Genomic DNA, 19,883 nt, shown 5'->3' with positions numbered 1-19,883 from the left:
AACTTCGAGATTGTGGGGAGGTACTCCTTTTTTGTGTGCGAAAAAAACCAGTCGTAGCAAGGGGTTCGAATTATGAAATTGACTTCATTTGCATGAATTCAAGAAGACTGCCGACATGCAAGCCAAAAGGATGTATAATAGCAGGTTTTAGGAAGAGGTGCTGGCCTCGAATCGAATAATTGGAATAAAGTAGTGTGTTCAAGCATGGCCGTTCTTAAAGTTTGGTCTACAACTGAGTAGGGCACGGCACGGAGACAAAATCGAATGATTTCGTCAAGCGCTGATTTCATTTTTGAGCCATAAAAAGAGATTCTTTCTACAAACAAAAGAACAGGAAGCATTCCTCTATAAGGGAATACTCCTGTCCTTTATTGTACCGTATGAATTACTATCGTATTATGATAATTGCGGCTCTACCCAAGCCATCATATCCTGCAGCGGTTTAAAGCCGACTATTGTGGATACCTCTACACCGTTTTTGAACAGCTTCAACGTCGGGATACTCATCACGCCATATGTTCCCGGCGTTTCCGGGTTATCGTCAACATTCATTTTGGCAATCGTCAACCGATCTCCCAGCTGATTGCTCATTTCCTCCAACACTGGAGCAATCATTTTGCAAGGACCGCACCATGGAGCCCAGAAATCAACCAACACCAACCCGTCCTGTGCAATCGTTTCTTTGAAATTATTATCTTCTACTTTTATTAATGCCATAGCGCATCCACTCCTTCAATAAATTTAGTTTATCCAACTTCATTTAAACAGCCTTTCAGCCTCGTTAAACACATTCATTATTTATATGGTAAACATGTAGCATGTTTAATCAATTTTTACTCTGCGAGCCCAGCTCCCATTTCCATTGCCATTATGCTTGCCTTTACCGGCGGAGCCGCGAGCCTTCTCTTGAGCGATTCGGAGAGCGGCAGCCAATTCGTTAAACCATGCTTGGTCACGCGTCATTAGAGCCAAATCCATCAGGCTTTGCAGATCATTCACCTCATTAGGCACATAATCATCCAGCTTTTCGAGCTTCGATAAAGTACCTTCTATCCATTCGCCTACGGCCTCATCATGATCGCTTTGGGTAACATACACCATCACTTTGCCGTTTCCGTTGATAGACTCCAAATACCCTATAAATCTTTCATCTAACAAAGAAGTACCACTTACCCAATCGCCAACTTGAACCGTTTGTTGTTTTGCCCATGCCATACTTGCCACTCTCCCTTCCTAATTTCAAAACCGAACTGATACTATTTAAGTAACAGTTCAAAAACAATTGTGCAATTCATAACACCTACACACCTAATCGTAAGTAAATGACTTACTACAAATACTACCTCCAAAACTGAAACAAATCAAGTAACAGTTTGACTAGAGAGAAAACAATTGTGCCATCCTTGGTAGGCTAGAGCTGAGCGAATCATTCTATACTCAACTATTTAGCTGCTTTCTCCCGTACCTGCTTAAGCACATCTTGAATAGTGGATGCATTAAAATAATCAATCAGATGCTTCTCAGCACCTGCAAATAATTGATCCATCACACTCGCCATGTTGCAAGCAACCATACAATCCTGTTCCACATCACCAGAGCACCAATTCGGTTTCACGGACCCCATCGAGGTCAGACGATAAATCTCTGCAAGTGTCACTTGATCGGGAGCACAATTCAACAAAAACCCGCCGCCGGTTCCTTCCTTCGCTGCCACATACCCTTGCTTCCGCAGCAGCGCCATCACTTTACGAACTCTTGCAGGATGGGTACAAACATTATGGGCAATCATATCACTCGTTGCCATATGATCGGGTCTATAAGCAAGCAGGACCAAACTATGAACCGCTATAGTAAACTCGCTATTCATTGAATGCCCTCCTTACTCTGTATGGCTTATTGCAGCTAAGTTATACTGTTATTATAATTATTACAGTTGATGATGTCAAGCAAATTTGTACTGAATCCGGCAGAGGATTATTGTACGAGTCAAAAATGAGCGAAAAACAGAACCATTTTCAAAATTACCGTTAATCCTGTTCTCCCATTTGCCGCGCTTGTTTTCCTCTGCCATACATTTATGATTATCTTGTGCTTTCTTCTTTAATTTCATAGGAGGCAAACGTGATTTCTTTAAATTCCTCTCTCCAAGGCGAGCATGATGGCATCGAAGCGTACAGCTCATCCGCCCTGTTAAAGTATAGCGACTGTACGATTTTACAATACTCTATGCACCCTGAATCCGCTATGTATTGCAGGCATGCCAGCTTATGCTTAAGAAATTGCTCCGCCGACAGATCTCCTTCATAGAATTGCTTCAAAACCGGAAAATCTTGGTCGCCATGCTGTAGGAGGAATATAATAGGCAGCGTACGTTTCTTTTGGAGCAGATCATTTTTCAAATCAAATCTCATAACGTCCTTCATATCATTCTCAATTTGAGCCATAATACCGATACAGTCCGCCAACTCGTTCATTTGTGCGATTGTCTCTTGAGTGCAGTTCTCTACAAACGCATAACCCATATAGCAAGCAAGCTTAATCAATGAGCCTGATTTCTCCCGAACCATAACCAAGCAATCCGCTTCCATAGTAACGCTTCCGTTCAAATCCTTCTGTTGGCCATTGATCGCTCCCGCCAGAATGCGGCTAGCTTCCTCTACAAGATTTGACGACCCGCCGTAACTTTGCTGCAGCCTCCCCATTTCACCCATAAAAATCGTTTGAAATGCGAGCAGCGCGTTTAAAGTAAATTGTGGAGCACAAGTCATCCATGGTTTAGCCGTATTATCCTGATCCTGTAGATCATCAACTATATCCAGAGCCAGAATAATTATTTCGCTAAGAGCGGCCACTTGACCGATATGAGGGAATGTCCCCCCCAGCATCCTGTGACTATATTCCGTAATCCTTGACCATATGCTGTTCTCTGAAGCCTTCTCTTGTACAAACTGTTTGATTAGAATATTCAGATCATTGGAATATATGTATTCATCAATAACCCGGTATATTTCCTCTACCACATAACGATCCATATTATTCACCCCACTTCTAAGTATAATATTTACTTTGGACAAACTTCTCTATGGCTTGCGCCTTGGATTTCACTTCCATTTTCTCATAGATTTTTTTCAAATAATTATCGACAGATCGCTTGCTCACGTAAATCTCATTGGCAATTTGTTCATGTGTTGCGCCTCTTACCAGCATAGCCATAATTTGGACCTCGTCATTGCTCAGCACAATCTCATAAGGGGAATCGCTAGCCACCAGCCTCATATGACGATAAACAGAAATCGGCAGTGCTGTATACCCCTCTATAATGCAATACACCATGTTACGTACAACATTTTCACTGGATTCCTTGGAAATAATTCCACTTACCCCTAATTCCAACAAATGGTTATACATATCGGCTACATCGATTCCTGTAAAAATAATAACATGGGTTTTCGGATACCTCTCCTTGATTTGTTTAGCAACGGCACTTCCAAATTGATCCGGAAGATGGTAATCCAGGAAAACAATGTCCGGTTGATTCAGCTCGATAAACTCCAAACACTGCTTCCCGTTACCGGCATTACCTATGACCTCTATTCCTTCAATTTGCTCCAAAATGGCCATTGTTGCTTTAACCATGACCGGATGATCGTCAACAATTAGAACTCTCAGAATGCTCCTCATGCCGTCAAGACCCTTCTCAGCGGTAATGTGATCCACACTGTCATCCCTGTTCCCCGATTTGCCGCCACCTCAAGATGCCCGTTCAGATGCAAGACACGACTTTTCATTTGTTCCATTCCCATACCTGATGCTCCAATTTGCTTCTCTACTTCAGATTTTGGTGTAAACCCTATCCCATCATCTTCGTACAGCAGCCGAAAGGAATCCGCCTCCTTTGTTATACGAATACTCACTTTAGATGCTTCTGAATGCTTCTTCGCATTATTTAACAGCTCCTGTATGATGCGAAAAACATGACGTTTTGTTTCCATATCCCAAAACTCTATCATTTCAGCCCCTTGGGCACTGAATTCCAGATGAAACGGAAGTAGCGCACCTTCTTGTTCAACGACCTTAGTCACCGTTTGAATAAGTCCGATCTCATGAAGCAGATGGGGGTTCAATTCAAAGCAGCTCTGGCGTAGATTAGTGTTGATAATTTCAACATAATCGATGATTCCGCTCATTTTCTCAAGCTCTTCTGCCTGAAAAGGATAGCTATTTAAAATTGCGGCGAATCTTTTCTTCAGAAAAAACAAGTCCTGCAGCGTAGTATCATGCAGATCGGTAGCAATACGTCTGCGCTCCGTCTCCTGCAGCTCAAACATCAGCTTGCGGAACCACATGAAATCCTGCGCCACTTGCTCATTGGGCATTTGAGACGCCAAATGCTGTAATCGCACATTCAGCTTCCCTATCAAATGTAAATTTTCCAAGCTTACCGCCAAATACGAAATAATCAAATTCAACCATTGTAATTCCTCTTGCCCCAGCAGCGTGTTCGTTCTTTTCCTTGTGATGATGAGGTAGCTCGAGTATTCCTCATGACGATTGATCTCTATGCATGAATAGGATGGATGGTCCCATGCCCCTGATGCTGCCATCCGTTCAACTTCATCAGACTGAATATCTCCTGTAATAACCGTCTCCACGCTGTCATTGTACTTAAATACGATAGCCGCCCCGAATACTTCAAGCGTATTAACCATATCAACCAAAATAATATCCTTCAGCTCGCGGAAGCTGGAAATAGATCGAAGCTTTGTAGCTATGTTTTTCAATGCATTCTGCAGATGGTATTTGCGTGGAAACATAATTTTTTGCAGCTTCGTGGTTAAGTATTCATATGAATAAAGCACAGACGAAATAATGACAACTGAGAAAATAAAGCTTAGAAGGTTGTGTGTGATTGTAGCATCCGTTTTGAAGATGAGTGCATTCAATACTACAAGAATTGCACTGGGAACAATCGACAGTAGAACGGTAAATACGATACGCCTTATGACAACGTCAATATCATATAATTGCTTGGACATAATCAAATAAGCAAATGATATAGGGAAAAAGAGCACAAACCATGAGGTAGTGAGAGAGCTTATCCATTCATAGCCAAAAAGCATTAGCGGGATAAAAGAGAATACACAAAATGGAAAAAAGGAGATGATTAAGCTCCACCAGATCGTTTTGATAATTATAGACAAACTGGAAGTTTCTTTTCTATGTTTGAAATAGCAAAAAGACAAAAATAAGAAGTTTAACAGTATTCCTGCTAGAAATATAGAAATAGCCATAAACATACTATATTTATAGTAATAATATGAGTACGATGGAATTAAAAAAACTACTAGCGGCATTATAGCCACAACAACTACTCCATACAAATATTTAAGTATTTTTTCCGGTGATTGTGTGTTTCCCTTCTCCTTCAAAAAAATAACTAAAAAATGAAGAAATAGAATAGGAAAGATAATCATAAGGACATTAATGCATATTTTACCTAGTGAGTCTCCTCTTATGGAAGCTCCTACGCTGGCGAAAATAAACCCGATATTTAAAAAGACGAGCGATAAAAATCTTCCTGATAAAGAATAACCTAGCTTCCTATATATCATTGCTGCAAAAATTAGACATAGTAACTCTCCGAAGATTGGAAAAACGTCAGTACTTCCACTAAGCGGAATTAGGTTAGTACTTACTAAAAACTGCTCATCATTACGGGATATTACGATATTTTTAGCCTGTTCAACCGACATCCACTTTTTTATAGTTATATATTCATTCGGCAATTGTCCATCAACTTGCATGACAATATCACCAATTTGCAAGTTGAGCTCCAAACTTGCACTACCTGTATCCAATTTCCTTATCACAAATTCATTATTATCATTTAACTTTAATAGAATGCCAAGAGCAGGATAAGTAAATGTGAGCGTTGCAAACCATACATGAATAATAATAATCACTAGGATAAATAGCCTAAAAAATATTTTCTTATTTATAACTATCCCCCCCTTGCTTTTTTCAATTTTCTGATATAATAAAAAGTGCAAGATATGTTAAAATATGTCGAAAGCGAGTGATGATTATGCAAAGTATGACTTTTTCACCAGGACTTATGGATGCAGTTCGATCGCTAAAGCAATTTGATGTACAACAGCTCGCCCAACTATTTAAAGATGCTAGATGGTTTGAGACTTTTTTACTATCTGCTGAAGAAGGTAAAACCGTCATGAAACAGTTCTCCCAACCTACCAGTGTAAACTCACAGGATTCAAAACCATTAGATATTTGGACTTAGTATTACTTCTTTATTTTACCAAATGAAAAAGAGATTGCATATCGGGACTTGTCCGATTTTGCAATCTCTTTTTCATATTTTGTCACATAAAAGTAAATAAAGACGCAAACAAAATGTGCATAAATGCAAACATTTTGCACAGTATTGGAGGCCCTTTTATTTTATGATATAAGTATATATTTTACATTTGTGGAAGATTACATAAATGACTTATAGAGTCATAGAATGGAAGGGAGTAAGGGATAATAGAATGTATGACTCGCTTAAAGATACAGATCTGGTTAACTCATATGTAAATGCTGTAGGAATGAAGCTCGACCAAGATTTCATAGACATGCTATTCGCTGAACTCAAACGGAGAAAGCTGCAAATAATAGCGAAACAATCTTTCACTTCCAGCACTCCTAATGATAAATCATATATACAGCCATCCGAAAGTGAGAAATCTTAACCCAACTGCAGCAGGAACAATAATCGCTCCACGCAAAAACGTCCTTGACTCCACTAGAGCCCAGGACGTTTTTTTAATAACTATGCTGGAGGTGGCGAGATGCGCTGGGAAGAAGTGAGAGAACAATTTCCCGATGAATGGGTTGTCTGCGAAGCTTTGGCATCACGTTCCCAGGGTGGATACTGGTATATTGATGAAGTAGCCGTTATTGACAGATTTGATGATTCTAAGATCGCTATGAAACGTTATTACGAGCTGCATCGAGAGAAACCCACTAGAGAATATGGCTTTTTTCACACCTCACGAGAAAATCTCCAGCTTCGTGAAAAATGGTCAGGGGTACGAGGCCCAAGATGAATATTGACCTTTTATATGGATTGCCTTTTATTGCAGTAACCATCAGTTACCGTGACCAAGAACTTTTATTGAAACACGTATTATTAGATACAGGTTCCGCCGGGACTATTTTTAACGCTGATCTTGTAGATGAAATCGGTGTTAGAGTGGAACCGGGGGATTTTTAAATACGATTAGAGGTGTTGGTGGAGTAGAGGTTGTCTATTCCAAACGCTTTGATTTTGTTCGTATTGGAGAAATTTCGTTACCAGGATTTGAAGTTGAAATTGGTGAGATGAACTACGGGATGAAAATCGATGGTATTCTTGGATTTGATTTCATTCGGTCTGCTGGCTTAGTTATCCATTCTAAGGAACTGAAGGTAGCCGCCGTACAGGAGTAGACTAAGTCGCTTCACCAAACATTCTACCCAACACGCCAAGAATAATTGTGGATTTGTCGAGACAAAGTTCAAAATTCTTGGATTTACAGAGTAACAACCTGCAAAAGAGTTTGTACAAAACGATGCAACCTGGTTTGTGGTTTATTAAGGGACAACTACAAATAAAAGCTGGATTCCTTAGTGTAAGGAAATCCAGCCTTTGGTCTGATTTATTATACCAATGCTTTCTTAGCTATATCCGAACGGTAATGCTTACCATCGAACCGGATAACTTCCGCAGCAGAGTATGCTTTCTCACGTGCTTCTGCGATATCTTTGCCGAGCGCGGTAACGCCTAGTACACGGCCTCCGTTAGTTACGATCTGACCGTCCTTCAACGCTGTTCCAGCATGGAACACTAGAGCATCCTTCACATTATCCAAGCCTTCAATTGGAAGCCCTTTTGGATAAGAGCCAGGGTAACCCTCCGAAGCCAGAATTACGCATACAGCTGCCTCGTCACTCCATTGGATATCCATTTGCTCCAGGTGACCGTTCACTGCCGCCAGGAAAATGTCAAGCAGGTCGGTTTTCAACCGCGGCAGAACAACTTGAGTTTCCGGGTCGCCAAAGCGCGCGTTGAACTCGATGGTTTTGGGGCCTTGAGGCGTTATCATAAGCCCTGCAAACAGCACGCCGCGGAAAGAACGGCCTTCGCTGACCATCGCTGCTGCGGTCGGCTTAATAATAGTCTCAATCGCTTCATCGATGACAGATTGAGGAATATGCGGCAACGGCGTATACGTACCCATGCCGCCTGTGTTCGGGCCTTTGTCATCATCGAACACAGCCTTATGATCCTGCGCAGGCACCATAGGGCGCACAACTGTACCGTCCACAAAGGACAGGATAGACATTTCTTGTCCGGTCAAGAACTCTTCGATCACAACCTGATCTCCGGAAGCCCCAAAAATTTTAGTAACCATGATATCATGAAGCGCCTTCTCGGCTTCCTCCATCGATTGGGCAACTACAACGCCTTTTCCGGCCGCCAAGCCATCCGCCTTGATAACGATCGGAATTTGCTGCTTATGCAAGTAGCTTAACGCTTCATCGTAGCTTTCGAAGGATTCGTAGGCTGCGGTTGGAATGTTGTACTTTTTGAACAAATCCTTGGAGAATACCTTGCTTGCCTCAAGAATCGCCGCATTCTTCCGCGGACCAAACACTGGAATTTTCTTTGCCTCCAAGTGATCGACAATACCTTCGGATAACGGATCATCGGGCCCGATAACGACCAAATCAATGGAGTGATCCAAAGCGAATTCCCCAATCTCCTCGAACTGATTCACTTGTAGGGGCACGCATTCCGCAACCTCTGCAATACCTCCGTTACCCGGCGCACAGTACAGCTCCCGAACCTTGGGGCTTTTTTTCAAAGCCCAACAAATCGCATGCTCACGGCCTCCGCCGCCAATGACTAATACCCGCATTCCGTGCACCTCCTACTTGTTAATAACCCGCATTTCCGTCTGTCCATTGTCGATAGAGATCGTTTTAACCAGCAATGAAATTTTATTTTCTTCATTCAAACGATCCCAATAGGCATTTGCCGTTTGCTCTATATCGTTGTACACAGGTACAAGCACAGGCTCTCCATTGAAGGATGGCAGTGGATTACCGTCTTCAGAATAAGTATGAATGCAGTGTCCAAAACCAGGGATGCCCTGTTCATAATGGAAAAACTGGCGAAGCGTTTGTTCCGGATTGCCTGCATTCGTTTTTAAGATCGACAGCTTGTATTGGCACTGCTTGTTATTCAAATCAACTAAACCAGATATCCGCGGCGTGTAGTTAGGCGCATCCGGCTCAAAGGTCCGTGTAGTCAAGGCTTGCTCGAAGGAGCCCCCGCTGTTCAATGCATCGTAAATAGTATCAGTCTGGTCACCATTCGTTACAATGTGTGCACCATCTGTATATCTCACAGGATAATAAATAATAAGAGACGGGTCTGTAAGCTTTGCCGGATCCTTAGCTTCCGTACGTAGAAAACCATTGTCTTCCTGTACAAAAATCCGGTTGCGGCTGTTTTCGCTGCGCCCCATAATCCAATAAACTTGAACCAAACGTGTGCCATCCGGCGTTAAACCAATAACAATTCCGCGTCCTGGATAAGGATTTTGTTTCAGTCCATCCAAGTTATGTTCAGCTGTACTGCTCCATTGTGCTGTTGCCGTCACGATTAGTTCCTCCTTAGAGTTTTGGCTTGAGCCAAAACTTTTTTCGTAAGCTTGTTCGGGTTTCATTTTAACGAAACTTTCTTTATATGCCTGTACTAGTTTCGGCTCTTACCAAACTTTCTTCGTAAGCTTGTACCCGTTGCCAAGTGAGCTTGAATTATAAATTAGTTAAGGGTTGCTGCATAAGCTCTATTTTCTAATGATGGAACAAACGCACGCCTGAATAGGTCATGACCATGTCATAATCATTAGCTGCTTGTACAACCTCTTCATCACGCATGGAGCTGCCAGCCTGTACAACATATTTCACGCCGCTGCGGCTCGCACGGTCAATGTTATCGCGGAATGGCAGGAAAGCATCCGAACCGTAGGTAACTCCTTGCAGCTTATTCAACCACTCACGTTTCTCCTCACGTGTCAAACGTGCCGGAATTTCCGAGAAGCAGCTTTCCCAGCTTGCGTTTTCTACCGCAGTAACTTCATCCTCCAGCCAAAGATCGATCGCATTGTTCTGCTCAGCACGGGATAAGCCCGGACGGAACGCCATCGAAAGTGCTTTTGGATGCTGGCGAAGGAACCAACGGTCCGTTTTATCACCGGCTAGACGAGTACAATGAATTCTGGATTGCTGTCCTGCACCAATACCTATAGTTTGACCATCAAGGGCATAGCAGATAGAGTTGGATTGCGTATATTTCAAAGTTACCAAGCTAACAAGCATGTCGCGTTTGGCTGATTCCGGCAAATCTTTATTTTTCGTAACAATATTAGTCAGAGCAGATTCGTCTATCACTGCATTATTGCGCTGCTGTTCTAAGGTCATGCCGAATAAATTGCGCTTTTCAACAGGATTCGCCACGTATTCCGGATCGATCTGCAAAATTAAGTAACCGCCGTTTTTCTTTTCTTTCAAAATCTGCAAAGCTTCCTCTGTATAACCAGGCGCAACAACCAAGTCGGATACTTCGCGCTTCAGCAGTCTGGCTGTGGAAGCATCAACAATATCGCTAAGCGCCGCACAATCACCGAATGAGGACATCCGATCTGCTCCTCTGGCTCTAGCGTAGGCTGTTGCAAGTGGAGACAGCTCCAGACCCTCTACGAAGTAAGCTTTAGCCAACTCAGGGCTAATCGGTGCATAAACCGCTGCTCCAGCCGGACTAACATGCTTAAATGAAGCCGCAGCAGGAAGCCCAGTCGCCTGTCTTAGCTCTCTTGCAAGCTGGTAGCTGTTAAGAGCGTCCAACAGATTAATGAAGCCAGGATCGCCATTTACTACCGTTAGAGGCAGTTTGCCGTTCTCACTGTAGATCTTTGCTTCCTTTTGGTGCGGGTTCATGCCATAGCGTAAATGAAGCTCGTTCGAGTTACTCATTGGTTTATCCCTTCCTAACTGGTTATAGTGATATTCCCTTGCAATTGAACCTGTCCTCTAGCAATTCGTTCTATGACTTGAGGCAGCAGCACATGTTCTATCTCATGGATGCGCGCAGCCAAGCTTTCTTCCGTGTCCTGAGGTGTAATTTCGACGCTCCTCTGAGCGATGATTGGCCCTGTATCCATACCGCCGTCAACGTAATGAACCGTGACTCCGGTCACTTTTACACCATAATCCAGCGCTTGTTTAATGGCATCCAAGCCGGGAAAAGACGGCAGCAGCGACGGATGAATATTGATCAAACGTCCATACAACGGCTCGACCAGCACATTTGTAATAAGACGCATATAACCGGCCATCACTACCAAATCGATCTCAAGTGTCTGCAGCCGCTCTAATATTTCTTTTTCATAAGTTTCGCGGTCTGCATAGTCCTTCGGGCGAAACACAAACGCAGGCACCCCTAATTGCCTCGCTCGTTCCACCACTTGAGCCTTCGGTCTGTCACATACAAGAAGCTCGATGCGAACATCGAGCCTCGGATGCATGGGCGAGTTGGTGACAGAGTCACCAGCCAGCCTGCCTGCATTCACCGCATCCGCGATAGCCTGAAAATTCGAGCCGCTACCGGACGCGAAAACGGCGATGCGAAACGGTTTCGTCATACTACCGCTCCTTGAAACGTAACAATCCTCTCACCGGCTGTTACCCGACCCAGCGTGTATACTTTTTCTCCGTACTGTTCAAAAATTGCTTTGGCTTCCGCTGCCTGCTGCTCGGATACAACGATAACCATACCGATGCCCATGTTAAAGGTACGGAACATATCGTTATTGCTAATACCGCCCTCTTGCTGCATCAGTTGGAAGATTGGCAGAATTGGCCATGAACCGTAATCGATATCCACATTCACATCATCTGGAAGCATACGCGGGATATTCTCGATAAAACCGCCACCTGTGATATGCGCCAGTCCTTTAAGCTGTACCTTCTCCAAAGCTGCAAGAACGGACTTCACATAGATCTTGGTCGGTTCCAAAATCACATCGCCCAGCTTACCGCCCAGTGCATCTACGTGATCATGCAGGCTGTAGCCTTTTTCCTCAAGCAGCAGTCTGCGAACTAGCGAGAACCCATTACTGTGTACGCCAGTGGAAGCAAGGCCGATAACTACATCGCCCGGTGTGATTGTTGAACCATTGATGATCTTCTTCTTGTCCACTACACCAACCGTAAAGCCTGCAATATCATACTCGCCTTCAGAGTACATCCCTGGCATTTCGGCCGTTTCACCACCGATTAAAGCACAGCCGGATTGCACGCAGCCATCGCTAATTCCTTTGATGATCGACTCGATTTTTTCTGGAATGACTTTATCGCAAGCTAGGTAATCCAGGAAAAATAGCGGCTCCGCACCTTGCACGATAATATCATTCACACACATAGCCACAGCATCAATACCAATCGTATCATGCTTATCCATGGCAAAAGCAATCTTAAGCTTCGTACCCACGCCGTCTGTACCTGAAACGAGCACTGGTTCGTCGTATTTATCCTTATTCAAGCCGAAAAGCCCGCCGAATCCACCCAAATCCGTCATCACTTCAGGACGGAAGGTTGTTTTCACGTGCTTTTTCATACGTTCTACGGCTTCGTTGCCCGCCGCTATGTCGACTCCGGCCTTCTTATATGCATCCGACACTGGGAATCATCTCCTTTGGGTTTTGATTAGAGCAGTAATTCGACCGCCTAAACCGGCGATCAGCTTTAAAAATAAAACGCACGCAACAACCGTGCGTTTTATAGGTTTGGGCGGGGATGGCGCATGCCACCCAGCCATTTATTGTTACTCCACACAGACAAGAGTGTGTGTGGAGTACGATGGAGAGCAAGTGCAAGGTCAAGTGCAAGGTCAAGTGCAAGGTCAAGTGCAAGGTCGAGTGCAAGATCAAGTGCAAGAGCAGATTAAGAGCAAGTGCAAGAGCAGATTAAGAGCAAGTACAAGTGCAGATAAAGAGCAAGTACAAGTGCAGGATCAAGATCAAGATCAAGATCAAGTGCAAGATCAAGTGCAAGGTCAAGGAATCCATGCGCTTCTATCTGCTCGTTTCTGCCTGACAACATAACGCTGCTATATTACTAGTGCAAGCACTCCATCTTGCAACACTAACTGGAAAAACTCCCGCTAATTTCCCCTAAAACGTCCTGTATGATGATTTAGCTGGAAAACCTCCTGCTAATTATGCCAAAATCCGCCTCAATACAAGGAATCAGCCAAATTAGAAGTAGAAATTCCTGTTAAACCACGTCCACTCCAAAAAACGAACAGATTAGCGGTACCTTTTCCAGTTATTTTTTTGAAGACCAACAGCAGTCGGTAATTTGATGTAGAACCATTGCATTTCAAGCTAAATTCAACATATATTACCAACCAAACTGCAAATTGCTATATTACAATCAACACTCCTGATCCTTAGCACAACTATTTTACTAATCAACACTTCTGATCCTCAGCGCAACTATTTCGCCAATCAACACTTCTGATCCTCAGCGCAACTATTTTACCAACCCACACTTCAGATCTCAGCGCGACCATTTTGCCAATCAACACTTCTGATCCTCAGCGCAACTATTTAACCAACCCACACTTCAGATCTCGGCACTACCATTTTACTAATCAACACTTCAGATCCTCAGCGCAACTATTTCACAAATCACACTTCAAATCCTTAGCGAGACTATTTCGCCAACCAACACTTCTGATCCTCAGCGCGACTATATTGCCAACCATTCCTGAAGCCAGGCTCTTAGTCGCATCCACAGCCGATCTCTGTCTCTTCCGTGATGCGAGTAGGGTAGCTGTTGTCGAAGCAGGCTGTACAGTGGCCGCGGTTCAGCTCCACATTCGGACGGCCGATGGAGCCCAGCAGGCCGTCCTTGCTCAGGAAATGCAGCGAATCGGCGTTGATCGCCTGGCGAATTTCTTCGATCGACTTCTGCGCGGCGATCAGTTCCTTGCGGTCCGGCGTATCGATGCCGTAGTAGCAAGGATTCATAAACGGCGGCGAGCTGATACGCACGTGGACTTCAGTTGCTCCCGCTTCGCGCAGCAGGTTCACGATGCGAAGCGATGTCGTGCCGCGAACGATGGAGTCATCGATCATGACGACTCGTTTGCCGGCTACGATGCTGCGCACCGCGCTCAGCTTCATCTTAACGCCCTGCTCTCGCAGCTCTTGGCTCGGCTGGATAAAGGTCCGGCCTGTGTAGCGGTTTTTGATCAGCCCCAGCTCGTAAGGGATGCCCGTCTGCTCAGCATAGCCGATAGCCGCTGAAATACTGGAATCCGGCACGCCGGTTACAATATCAGCGTCAACGAAGGCCTCAAGCGCCAGCTGACGACCCATCCGTTTACGTGCGGAGTGGATATTGATTGAATCTATATCGCTGTCTGGACGTGCAAAGTAAATGTATTCCATAGCACAAATAGCACGTTGCTTGATTGGTGAGAAGCGATCCTCAACAATCCCGCTTTTCGTATCAATTACGAGCAGCTCGCCCGGCTCTACATCACGATAGTAAGTACCTCCTACCGCGTCGAATGCACAGGTCTCGGAAGCAAACAAATACGCGTTCCCCAACCGGCCCATTACAAAAGGACGCAAGCCATGCGGATCCCGCGCAGCAATCAGCTTATCCTTGGTTTGAAACAAGAAAGCATAAGCTCCGTCTACTTTCAACAGAGCTTCCTTGACTGCAAGCACGATGTCATCGTGTTTCGAGCGTGCTATTAAGTGAGCTACTACCTCTGTATCACTTGTTGTTTGAAAAATAGAGCCTTGGTTCTCAAGGTCCTGCTTAATCGCCGCTGCGTTGGTCAAGTTACCGTTAGTAGCGATCGCAAGATCGCCGCCGCGGTATTTGAAAATAAGCGGCTGTGCGTTAGCCAGCTTGCTCTCACCAGCTGTCGAATAACGAACATGGGCAATCGCCGAAGTACCGACTAGAGTACTCAAGGTATCGTTAACGAATACTTCTTTGACCAAGCCCATTCCACGGTGATATTTAAAACCAGCACCGTCTGCTACGCAAATACCTGCGCTCTCTTGACCACGGTGCTGAAGTGCATGCAATCCGTAATAAGAAAGTGATGCTGCCTCGGAGTGACCGAACACCCCGAAAACACCACACTCCTCACGAAGCTTGTCAAACAGCCCATCATGGCTGTTGATTCCATCATTATAGAAACGTCCTGTCCATAGCTCTTGCGATGTCTTTATTTCATCAGACATGGAATCGCATCCTTCCAAACCTTTTCTAATTGAGTAACTTCCGCTTGGATGACTGGTTTAGCGTTAACTTGGATTAGCAGATCTTTTCCTTGGACTTGACCTAATTCTTGATAGGAGACTCCTTGCTGTTCGATCAACTGCTTTAACTCAGCAGCCTTTTCCGGAGATGCGCTTAACAATATACGTGACTGACTTTCGCTGAATAATGCAATATCATTGCGCAGTTCTGTGTTGAAGTTGACTTGAGCGCCTAGACGACCGCTCATGCAGCTTTCCGCCAACGCCACTGCAAGCCCGCCTTCGGACAAATCATGTGCTGAAGCCACAAGGCCTTTTTGAATAGCGCCAAGAACGGTATCCAGCAGCTTTTTCTCAACATCGAGGTCAATTTGCGGAGGACGTCCTTCAGTTACGCCATGAATCACATATTGGAACTCACTACCACCGAGCTCTGCTTTCGTGTCGCCGAGCACGAGAATAATGTCGCCCTCTTTTTTGAAGCCTTGAGTTGTAATATGATCTGTATCATGAACGAGTCCGACCATACCGATAACCGGTGTTGGATAAATCGCACCTTTGGAATTTTCGTTGTACAAGCTTACGTTACCTCCGATAACCGGAGCATTCAGCTTGCGGCAGGCCTCGGAAATACCATCAGCCGCTTTCTCAAGCTGCCAGAAAATTTCCGGCTTTTCCGGACTTCCGAAGTTAAGGTTATCCGTGATGGCCAGCGGCTCTCCGCCAGAACATACGTTATTACGAGCTGCTTCTGCTACTGCAATCATCCCGCCTACTTCAGGATCCAGGTAGACGAAACGTCCGTTGCAATCCGTGGACATGGACAAAGCTTTGCGTGAGCCTTGAATCGTCACTACCGCAGCATCTGACCCTGGACGAACCGCTGTGCTGGTACGCACCATATAGTCATATTGATTATATACCCATTCTTTGCTAGCTACTGTAGGGGAAGACAATACTTTATTTAAAGCGCCATTCAAATCCGTTACTTCTGCATAGCGATTTGTATCTACAGACGCATTCTCCACATAATAGGCAGGTACTTGAGAAGGCTTGTTGTATACCGGGCACTCATCAACTAACGCCGTTACAGGCATATCAGCAACCATCTCGCCGCCATGGAACAGCTTCAACCGACCGTCATTCGATACTTTACCAACCTTCGCGCAATGCAAGCCCCAACGTTCAAAAATAGCTCTCGCCTGAGCTTCATCCTTAGGCTCAACAACGAACAGCATACGCTCCTGGGATTCCGACAGCATCATTTCATAAGGCGTCATGCCAACCTCACGCTGCGGTACTTCGTCAAGGTACAGTTCCATACCATTGCCGGCTTTACTTGCCATCTCAGCGCTTGAGCATGTAAGACCCGCCGCGCCCATATCCTGAATACCGAGTACGATACCGGAATTAATCAAATCAAGACAAGCTTCCAATACCAGCTTCTCCATGAACGGATCGCCGACCTGCACCGCAGGACGTTTCGCTTCGGATTCGGCTGTCAGTTCCTCAGAAGCAAACGTAGCTCCATGAATACCATCGCGTCCAGTTGCAGGACCCACATAAAACACTGGGTTGCCTACGCCTTTAGCAACACCCTTTTGGATCTTATCGTGATCTATTAGACCCACGCACATTGCATTAACTAGCGGGTTGCCTTCATAACTTTCGTCAAACATCACTTCGCCGCCAACCGTCGGAATACCGATACAGTTGCCGTAGCCTGCAATCCCTGAAACTACATGCTCGAACAAATATTTAACGCGTTCATTTTCCAGACGGCCGAAGCGCAAGCTGTTCAGCAAAGCTACAGGACGTGCGCCCATGGAGAAAATATCACGAATAATACCGCCCACACCTGTTGCCGCGCCTTGGAAAGGCTCGATCGCCGAAGGGTGGTTATGGCTTTCTATTTTAAACACAACGGCTTGGTTATCACCGATATCAACAATCCCTGCGCCCTCGCCAGGACCCATCAATACGCGAGGACCTGTGATTGGAAACTTGCGAAGCACCGGCTTCGAATTTTTGTAAGAGCAATGCTCAGACCACATAACGCTAAAAACGCCGATTTCCACATAGTTCGGTTGGCGACCCAGGAACCCACAGATTTTATCAAACTCTGCATCGGTAACGCCCATTTGTTTATATATTTTCTGCTCCGCGATTTGCTCTGCGGTTGGTTCCTTAGCTGTTAACTGCTGCGCCATGCTTTTCCCTCCATGTGCTCAAAATCGAAGTAAACATCCGTTTGCCGTCCGCCGAGCCCAACAGCTCATGAATCGCGCGCTCCGGATGCGGCATCATGCCAAGCACGTTGCCCGCTTTGTTGCAAATTCCCGCTATATCATCAACGGATCCGTTCGGGTTATTACCCGCTTCATAACGGAACACGATTTGGTTATTAGCTTTAAGCTCTGCCAGTGTTTCATCGTCACAGTAATAGTTGCCTTCACCATGTGCGATTGGAATATTGATCAGTTCACCTTGCTTGTACTCCGCCGTGAATGGCGTATTCGTATTTTCTACCTGCAGCATAGCCGCATGACAACGGAATTTAAGGGATTCATTACGCAGCATTGCCCCCGGCAGCAAGCCGGATTCGAGCAAAATTTGGAATCCGTTACAGATGCCGATAATATATTTACCTTGCTCAGCCGCTTGAACCAATGCAGTCATAACTGGAGCAAAACGTGCGATTGCGCCGCAGCGCAAGTAGTCCCCATAAGAGAAACCTCCGGGAACGATAATGCCATCATATTTAGATAAATCCGTTTCGGTATGCCATACATATTCAACAGGTTGGCCGATCGTTTCTTCAACTGCTTTGTAGCAATCAATATCACAATTGGAGCCTGGAAACACCAGTACTGCGAAATTCATCACATGGTCCTCCTTCACTTTGGTTGCTGCCTTTTATATTCCGTTTGCCAAGTCTTAAACCAATTCGTAACGGTAATCTTCGATAACGGTATTAGCCAAAAGCTTCTCGCACATTGCTTTCACACGTTGCTCAGCTTCAGCGCGATCGCTTGTACCAAGCTCAAGCTCCAAATATTTCCCTACACGCACTTTGCCCACTTCATCAAAACCCATAGAATGCAGCGCGCCTTGTACCGCAACTCCTTGCGGATCTAGTACGCTTTGTTTGATCGTTACATAAACGGTTGCTTTTAACATTGAGGTGAATCCTCCTAGAGAGTGGGATTGAGTTAAAAAAGCCAATGTTTTCCGAGAAGGGAAGGGATGCACGCTGTAAGCTTAACTTCAGAAACAAGTTTGCAAGCAAACTGTCCGGCACATTCCCTATCTCTCTAACCTGCTTTTTAAAACTTTTTTATATAAAATAGAAAAAATTACATGTCCAAATCTCACTGCCACCTTACGAATCATGGCTGCTGTTCCAATTACTATTTATTTCACCAAACGCTCAAGAATGTTTCTGTAACGGCGGGAGGTTTCCTCTACTACTTCAGCTGGCAAAGGATCCGGCTCGCTGTTTTTATCCCAATCCGTACTGGACAGATATGTCCGCACAGGCTCTTTATCCATACCGTCGATTTCAATATCGTAAGCGTAGTTTTCCTTGGCCCAGAAACGGGAGGAATCAGGAGTAAAAATCTCATCAATCAAAATGATTTCTCCATCAATCAAGCCGAATTCAAACTTCGTATCTGCCAAAATGATGCCGCGCTCCTCACAAAATTGACGAGCGAACTCATACAGCATGATACTTTTTGCTTCCAGCTGCTCTGTCAATTCAGCGCCAACCAGCTCTTTCATCCGCTCGATCGAGATATCCTCGTCATGGCCGACATCGTTTTTCGCTGCCGGCGTGAAGATCGGCTTCGCGAAGCGTTCGTTTTTGCGAAGGCCTTCCGGCAGCTTATGCCCGTTGACTTCGCCGTTTTTTTCGTATTGGCGCCATCCGCCGCCAGTAATGTAGCCGCGCACCACGCATTCGATGTCGATGCGCTCAGCCTTTTTCGTGACCATGAAGCGGTCCTTCATGATCTCGCGGTCTGTTACGATGTCACCCAGCTGGTCAACATCGGTGTGTACCACATGGTTCGGCATCAGATGAGCCGTTTGCTTAAACCAGAAAGCGCTCAAGCTGTTGAGCACATTGCCTTTATCCGGCACGGCTGGCGACAGCACCCAGTCAAAAGCCGAGATGCGATCCGTTACTGCGATCAAGTAATGCTCTCCCAAATCGTACAGCTCGCGAACCTTGCCTTTGTAGAGCAAAGGCGCTGTAACGTAGGCTTCGGCGCTCGATATTGCTTTTGTTGAGACCATTGTCCGTGGTCCTCCCCTGAATAGTGTTCAAAGCCTGATGATTAGCGAGCAGTAAAGTACCTCCAGACTCCATTGAAGCTGTGTTACTTTGATTAGACTAAGTGGCGGTAACACAGCTTCAAAAAGAGTCCCGTAAACTTTCCGGTATCTTTACTAGCCCCCTTTAATCAGACTTTAAACACTGAATTT

21 protein-coding genes are annotated in these 19,883 nt (G+C 45.0%); 5 read left to right on the top strand and 16 right to left on the bottom strand.

The genetic code is table 11. The annotated features are described in order from the left end of the window. Positions 1-396 precede the first annotated feature (396 nt). The 6 genes from trxA to ACFQ0C_RS11605 form a co-directional block, all read right to left on the bottom strand. Entirely contained in the window at positions 397-717 is a 321-nt protein-coding gene (gene trxA / locus ACFQ0C_RS11630) for a thioredoxin (protein ID WP_379366886.1), read from the bottom strand. A 105-nt stretch (positions 718-822) separates the two neighbouring features. Beyond that, positions 823-1,215 (bottom strand): hypothetical protein, encoded by a 393-nt coding sequence (locus tag ACFQ0C_RS11625; protein ID WP_258217918.1) that lies wholly within the window; start codon positions 1,213-1,215, stop codon positions 823-825. A gap of 226 nt (positions 1,216-1,441) precedes the next feature. Then, positions 1,442-1,867 (bottom strand): RrF2 family transcriptional regulator, encoded by a 426-nt coding sequence (locus ACFQ0C_RS11620; RefSeq protein ID WP_258217919.1) that lies wholly within the window; start codon positions 1,865-1,867, stop codon positions 1,442-1,444. Positions 1,868-2,081: 214 nt separating this feature from the next. Beyond that, the gene (locus tag ACFQ0C_RS11615; RefSeq protein WP_379366883.1) at positions 2,082-3,032 is read right to left on the bottom strand and encodes a polyprenyl synthetase family protein; all 951 of its coding nucleotides are present in this window, start codon (positions 3,030-3,032) and stop codon (positions 2,082-2,084) included. Positions 3,033-3,048: 16 nt separating this feature from the next. Then, the gene (locus ACFQ0C_RS11610) at positions 3,049-3,681 is read right to left on the bottom strand and encodes a response regulator (protein WP_379366881.1); all 633 of its coding nucleotides are present in this window, start codon (positions 3,679-3,681) and stop codon (positions 3,049-3,051) included. After that, a complete protein-coding gene (locus ACFQ0C_RS11605) occupies positions 3,678-5,201 on the bottom strand; it encodes a sensor histidine kinase (protein WP_379366879.1) in 1,524 nt (507 codons plus the stop codon). The genes ACFQ0C_RS11610 and ACFQ0C_RS11605 overlap by 4 nt, the downstream gene beginning before the upstream one ends. An 884-nt stretch (positions 5,202-6,085) precedes the next feature. On the opposite strand from ACFQ0C_RS11605, the gene ACFQ0C_RS11600 reads away from it, so the two are divergent. From ACFQ0C_RS11600 to ACFQ0C_RS11585, 4 genes are all read left to right on the top strand, one after another. Further along, on the top strand, positions 6,086-6,298 hold the full coding sequence (locus ACFQ0C_RS11600; protein WP_379366877.1) for a hypothetical protein: 213 nt from the start codon (positions 6,086-6,088) through the stop codon (positions 6,296-6,298). Between the two features lie 205 nt (positions 6,299-6,503). Further along, positions 6,504-6,749, top strand: a complete 246-nt coding sequence (gene sda, locus ACFQ0C_RS11595; protein WP_379366875.1) for a sporulation histidine kinase inhibitor Sda — start codon at positions 6,504-6,506, stop codon at positions 6,747-6,749. Between the two features lie 99 nt (positions 6,750-6,848). Next, positions 6,849-7,106 (top strand): hypothetical protein, encoded by a 258-nt coding sequence (locus tag ACFQ0C_RS11590; protein ID WP_379366873.1) that lies wholly within the window; start codon positions 6,849-6,851, stop codon positions 7,104-7,106. Beyond that, positions 7,103-7,273: a hypothetical protein gene (locus ACFQ0C_RS11585; RefSeq protein WP_379366871.1), complete on the top strand. Its 171-nt coding sequence runs from the start codon at positions 7,103-7,105 to the stop codon at positions 7,271-7,273. Before ACFQ0C_RS11590 ends, ACFQ0C_RS11585 begins: the two co-directional genes overlap by 4 nt. 427 nt (positions 7,274-7,700) lie before the next feature. On the opposite strand, the gene purD is transcribed toward ACFQ0C_RS11585, so the two are convergent. The 5 genes from purD to purM all read right to left on the bottom strand — a co-directional run bounded on the left by purD (position 7,701) and on the right by purM (position 12,787). Further along, on the bottom strand, positions 7,701-8,960 hold the full coding sequence (gene purD, locus ACFQ0C_RS11580; RefSeq protein WP_379366869.1) for a phosphoribosylamine--glycine ligase: 1,260 nt from the start codon (positions 8,958-8,960) through the stop codon (positions 7,701-7,703). A 12-nt stretch (positions 8,961-8,972) separates the two neighbouring features. Further along, entirely contained in the window at positions 8,973-9,707 is a 735-nt protein-coding gene (locus ACFQ0C_RS11575; protein ID WP_258217925.1) for an IMP cyclohydrolase, read from the bottom strand. Positions 9,708-9,903: 196 nt separating this feature from the next. After that, positions 9,904-11,082 carry a phosphoribosylaminoimidazolecarboxamide formyltransferase gene (locus ACFQ0C_RS11570; protein WP_379366867.1) on the bottom strand — a complete coding sequence of 393 codons (1,179 nt, stop codon included), beginning with the start codon at positions 11,080-11,082 and terminating at the stop codon, positions 9,904-9,906. A gap of 14 nt (positions 11,083-11,096) precedes the next feature. Beyond that, the gene (purN, locus tag ACFQ0C_RS11565; protein WP_379366865.1) at positions 11,097-11,750 is read right to left on the bottom strand and encodes a phosphoribosylglycinamide formyltransferase; all 654 of its coding nucleotides are present in this window, start codon (positions 11,748-11,750) and stop codon (positions 11,097-11,099) included. Then, the gene (purM, locus tag ACFQ0C_RS11560) at positions 11,747-12,787 is read right to left on the bottom strand and encodes a phosphoribosylformylglycinamidine cyclo-ligase (protein ID WP_379366863.1); all 1,041 of its coding nucleotides are present in this window, start codon (positions 12,785-12,787) and stop codon (positions 11,747-11,749) included. Before purM ends, purN begins: the two co-directional genes overlap by 4 nt. Before the next feature lie 22 nt (positions 12,788-12,809). On the opposite strand from purM, the gene ACFQ0C_RS11555 reads away from it, so the two are divergent. Then, positions 12,810-13,211, top strand: coding sequence for a hypothetical protein (locus ACFQ0C_RS11555; RefSeq protein WP_379366861.1), 402 nt, complete (start codon positions 12,810-12,812; stop codon positions 13,209-13,211). Between the two features lie 681 nt (positions 13,212-13,892). Here ACFQ0C_RS11555 and purF read toward each other — a convergent pair. The 5 genes from purF to ACFQ0C_RS11530 form a co-directional block, all read right to left on the bottom strand. Then, on the bottom strand, positions 13,893-15,377 hold the full coding sequence (gene purF, locus ACFQ0C_RS11550; RefSeq protein ID WP_258217929.1) for an amidophosphoribosyltransferase: 1,485 nt from the start codon (positions 15,375-15,377) through the stop codon (positions 13,893-13,895). Further along, positions 15,362-17,605, bottom strand: a complete 2,244-nt coding sequence (gene purL, locus ACFQ0C_RS11545; RefSeq protein WP_258217930.1) for a phosphoribosylformylglycinamidine synthase subunit PurL — start codon at positions 17,603-17,605, stop codon at positions 15,362-15,364. The genes purF and purL overlap by 16 nt, the downstream gene beginning before the upstream one ends. Then, positions 17,583-18,278 carry a phosphoribosylformylglycinamidine synthase subunit PurQ gene (gene purQ / locus ACFQ0C_RS11540; RefSeq protein WP_258217931.1) on the bottom strand — a complete coding sequence of 232 codons (696 nt, stop codon included), beginning with the start codon at positions 18,276-18,278 and terminating at the stop codon, positions 17,583-17,585. Before purQ ends, purL begins: the two co-directional genes overlap by 23 nt. A gap of 54 nt (positions 18,279-18,332) precedes the next feature. Beyond that, positions 18,333-18,575: a phosphoribosylformylglycinamidine synthase subunit PurS gene (gene purS, locus ACFQ0C_RS11535; protein WP_171656641.1), complete on the bottom strand. Its 243-nt coding sequence runs from the start codon at positions 18,573-18,575 to the stop codon at positions 18,333-18,335. A 234-nt stretch (positions 18,576-18,809) separates the two neighbouring features. Continuing rightward, positions 18,810-19,694, bottom strand: coding sequence for a phosphoribosylaminoimidazolesuccinocarboxamide synthase (locus ACFQ0C_RS11530; RefSeq protein WP_379366857.1), 885 nt, complete (start codon positions 19,692-19,694; stop codon positions 18,810-18,812). Positions 19,695-19,883 lie beyond the last annotated feature (189 nt).

It is taken from the genome of Paenibacillus sp. GCM10027630, assembly GCF_042676305.1.
GTDB lineage: Bacteria > Bacillota > Bacilli > Paenibacillales > NBRC-103111 > Paenibacillus_S.
This window is presented reverse-complemented; position numbering and strand designations above follow the sequence as displayed.

Excerpts from the sequence above, each read along its gene's own strand:
- ACFQ0C_RS11610 (WP_379366881.1), bottom strand. The coding sequence starts at position 3,681 with ATGAGGAGCATTCTGAGAGTTCTAATTGTTGACGATCATCCGGTCATG.
- ACFQ0C_RS11530 (WP_379366857.1), bottom strand. The coding sequence starts at position 19,694 with ATGGTCTCAACAAAAGCAATATCGAGCGCCGAAGCCTACGTTACAGCG.
- purQ (WP_258217931.1), bottom strand. The coding sequence starts at position 18,278 with ATGAATTTCGCAGTACTGGTGTTTCCAGGCTCCAATTGTGATATTGAT.
- purL (WP_258217930.1), bottom strand. The coding sequence starts at position 17,605 with ATGGCGCAGCAGTTAACAGCTAAGGAACCAACCGCAGAGCAAATCGCG.
- ACFQ0C_RS11600 (WP_379366877.1), top strand. The coding sequence starts at position 6,086 with ATGCAAAGTATGACTTTTTCACCAGGACTTATGGATGCAGTTCGATCG.
- ACFQ0C_RS11620 (WP_258217919.1), bottom strand. The coding sequence starts at position 1,867 with ATGAATAGCGAGTTTACTATAGCGGTTCATAGTTTGGTCCTGCTTGCT.
- ACFQ0C_RS11585 (WP_379366871.1), top strand. The coding sequence starts at position 7,103 with ATGAATATTGACCTTTTATATGGATTGCCTTTTATTGCAGTAACCATC.
- ACFQ0C_RS11570 (WP_379366867.1), bottom strand. The coding sequence starts at position 11,082 with ATGAGTAACTCGAACGAGCTTCATTTACGCTATGGCATGAACCCGCAC.
- sda (WP_379366875.1), top strand. The coding sequence starts at position 6,504 with ATGACTTATAGAGTCATAGAATGGAAGGGAGTAAGGGATAATAGAATG.
- purN (WP_379366865.1), bottom strand. The coding sequence starts at position 11,750 with ATGACGAAACCGTTTCGCATCGCCGTTTTCGCGTCCGGTAGCGGCTCG.
- ACFQ0C_RS11615 (WP_379366883.1), bottom strand. The coding sequence starts at position 3,032 with ATGGATCGTTATGTGGTAGAGGAAATATACCGGGTTATTGATGAATAC.
- ACFQ0C_RS11590 (WP_379366873.1), top strand. The coding sequence starts at position 6,849 with ATGCGCTGGGAAGAAGTGAGAGAACAATTTCCCGATGAATGGGTTGTC.
- purS (WP_171656641.1), bottom strand. The coding sequence starts at position 18,575 with ATGTTAAAAGCAACCGTTTATGTAACGATCAAACAAAGCGTACTAGAT.
- purF (WP_258217929.1), bottom strand. The coding sequence starts at position 15,377 with ATGTCTGATGAAATAAAGACATCGCAAGAGCTATGGACAGGACGTTTC.
- purD (WP_379366869.1), bottom strand. The coding sequence starts at position 8,960 with ATGCGGGTATTAGTCATTGGCGGCGGAGGCCGTGAGCATGCGATTTGT.
- ACFQ0C_RS11625 (WP_258217918.1), bottom strand. The coding sequence starts at position 1,215 with ATGGCATGGGCAAAACAACAAACGGTTCAAGTTGGCGATTGGGTAAGT.
- trxA (WP_379366886.1), bottom strand. The coding sequence starts at position 717 with ATGGCATTAATAAAAGTAGAAGATAATAATTTCAAAGAAACGATTGCA.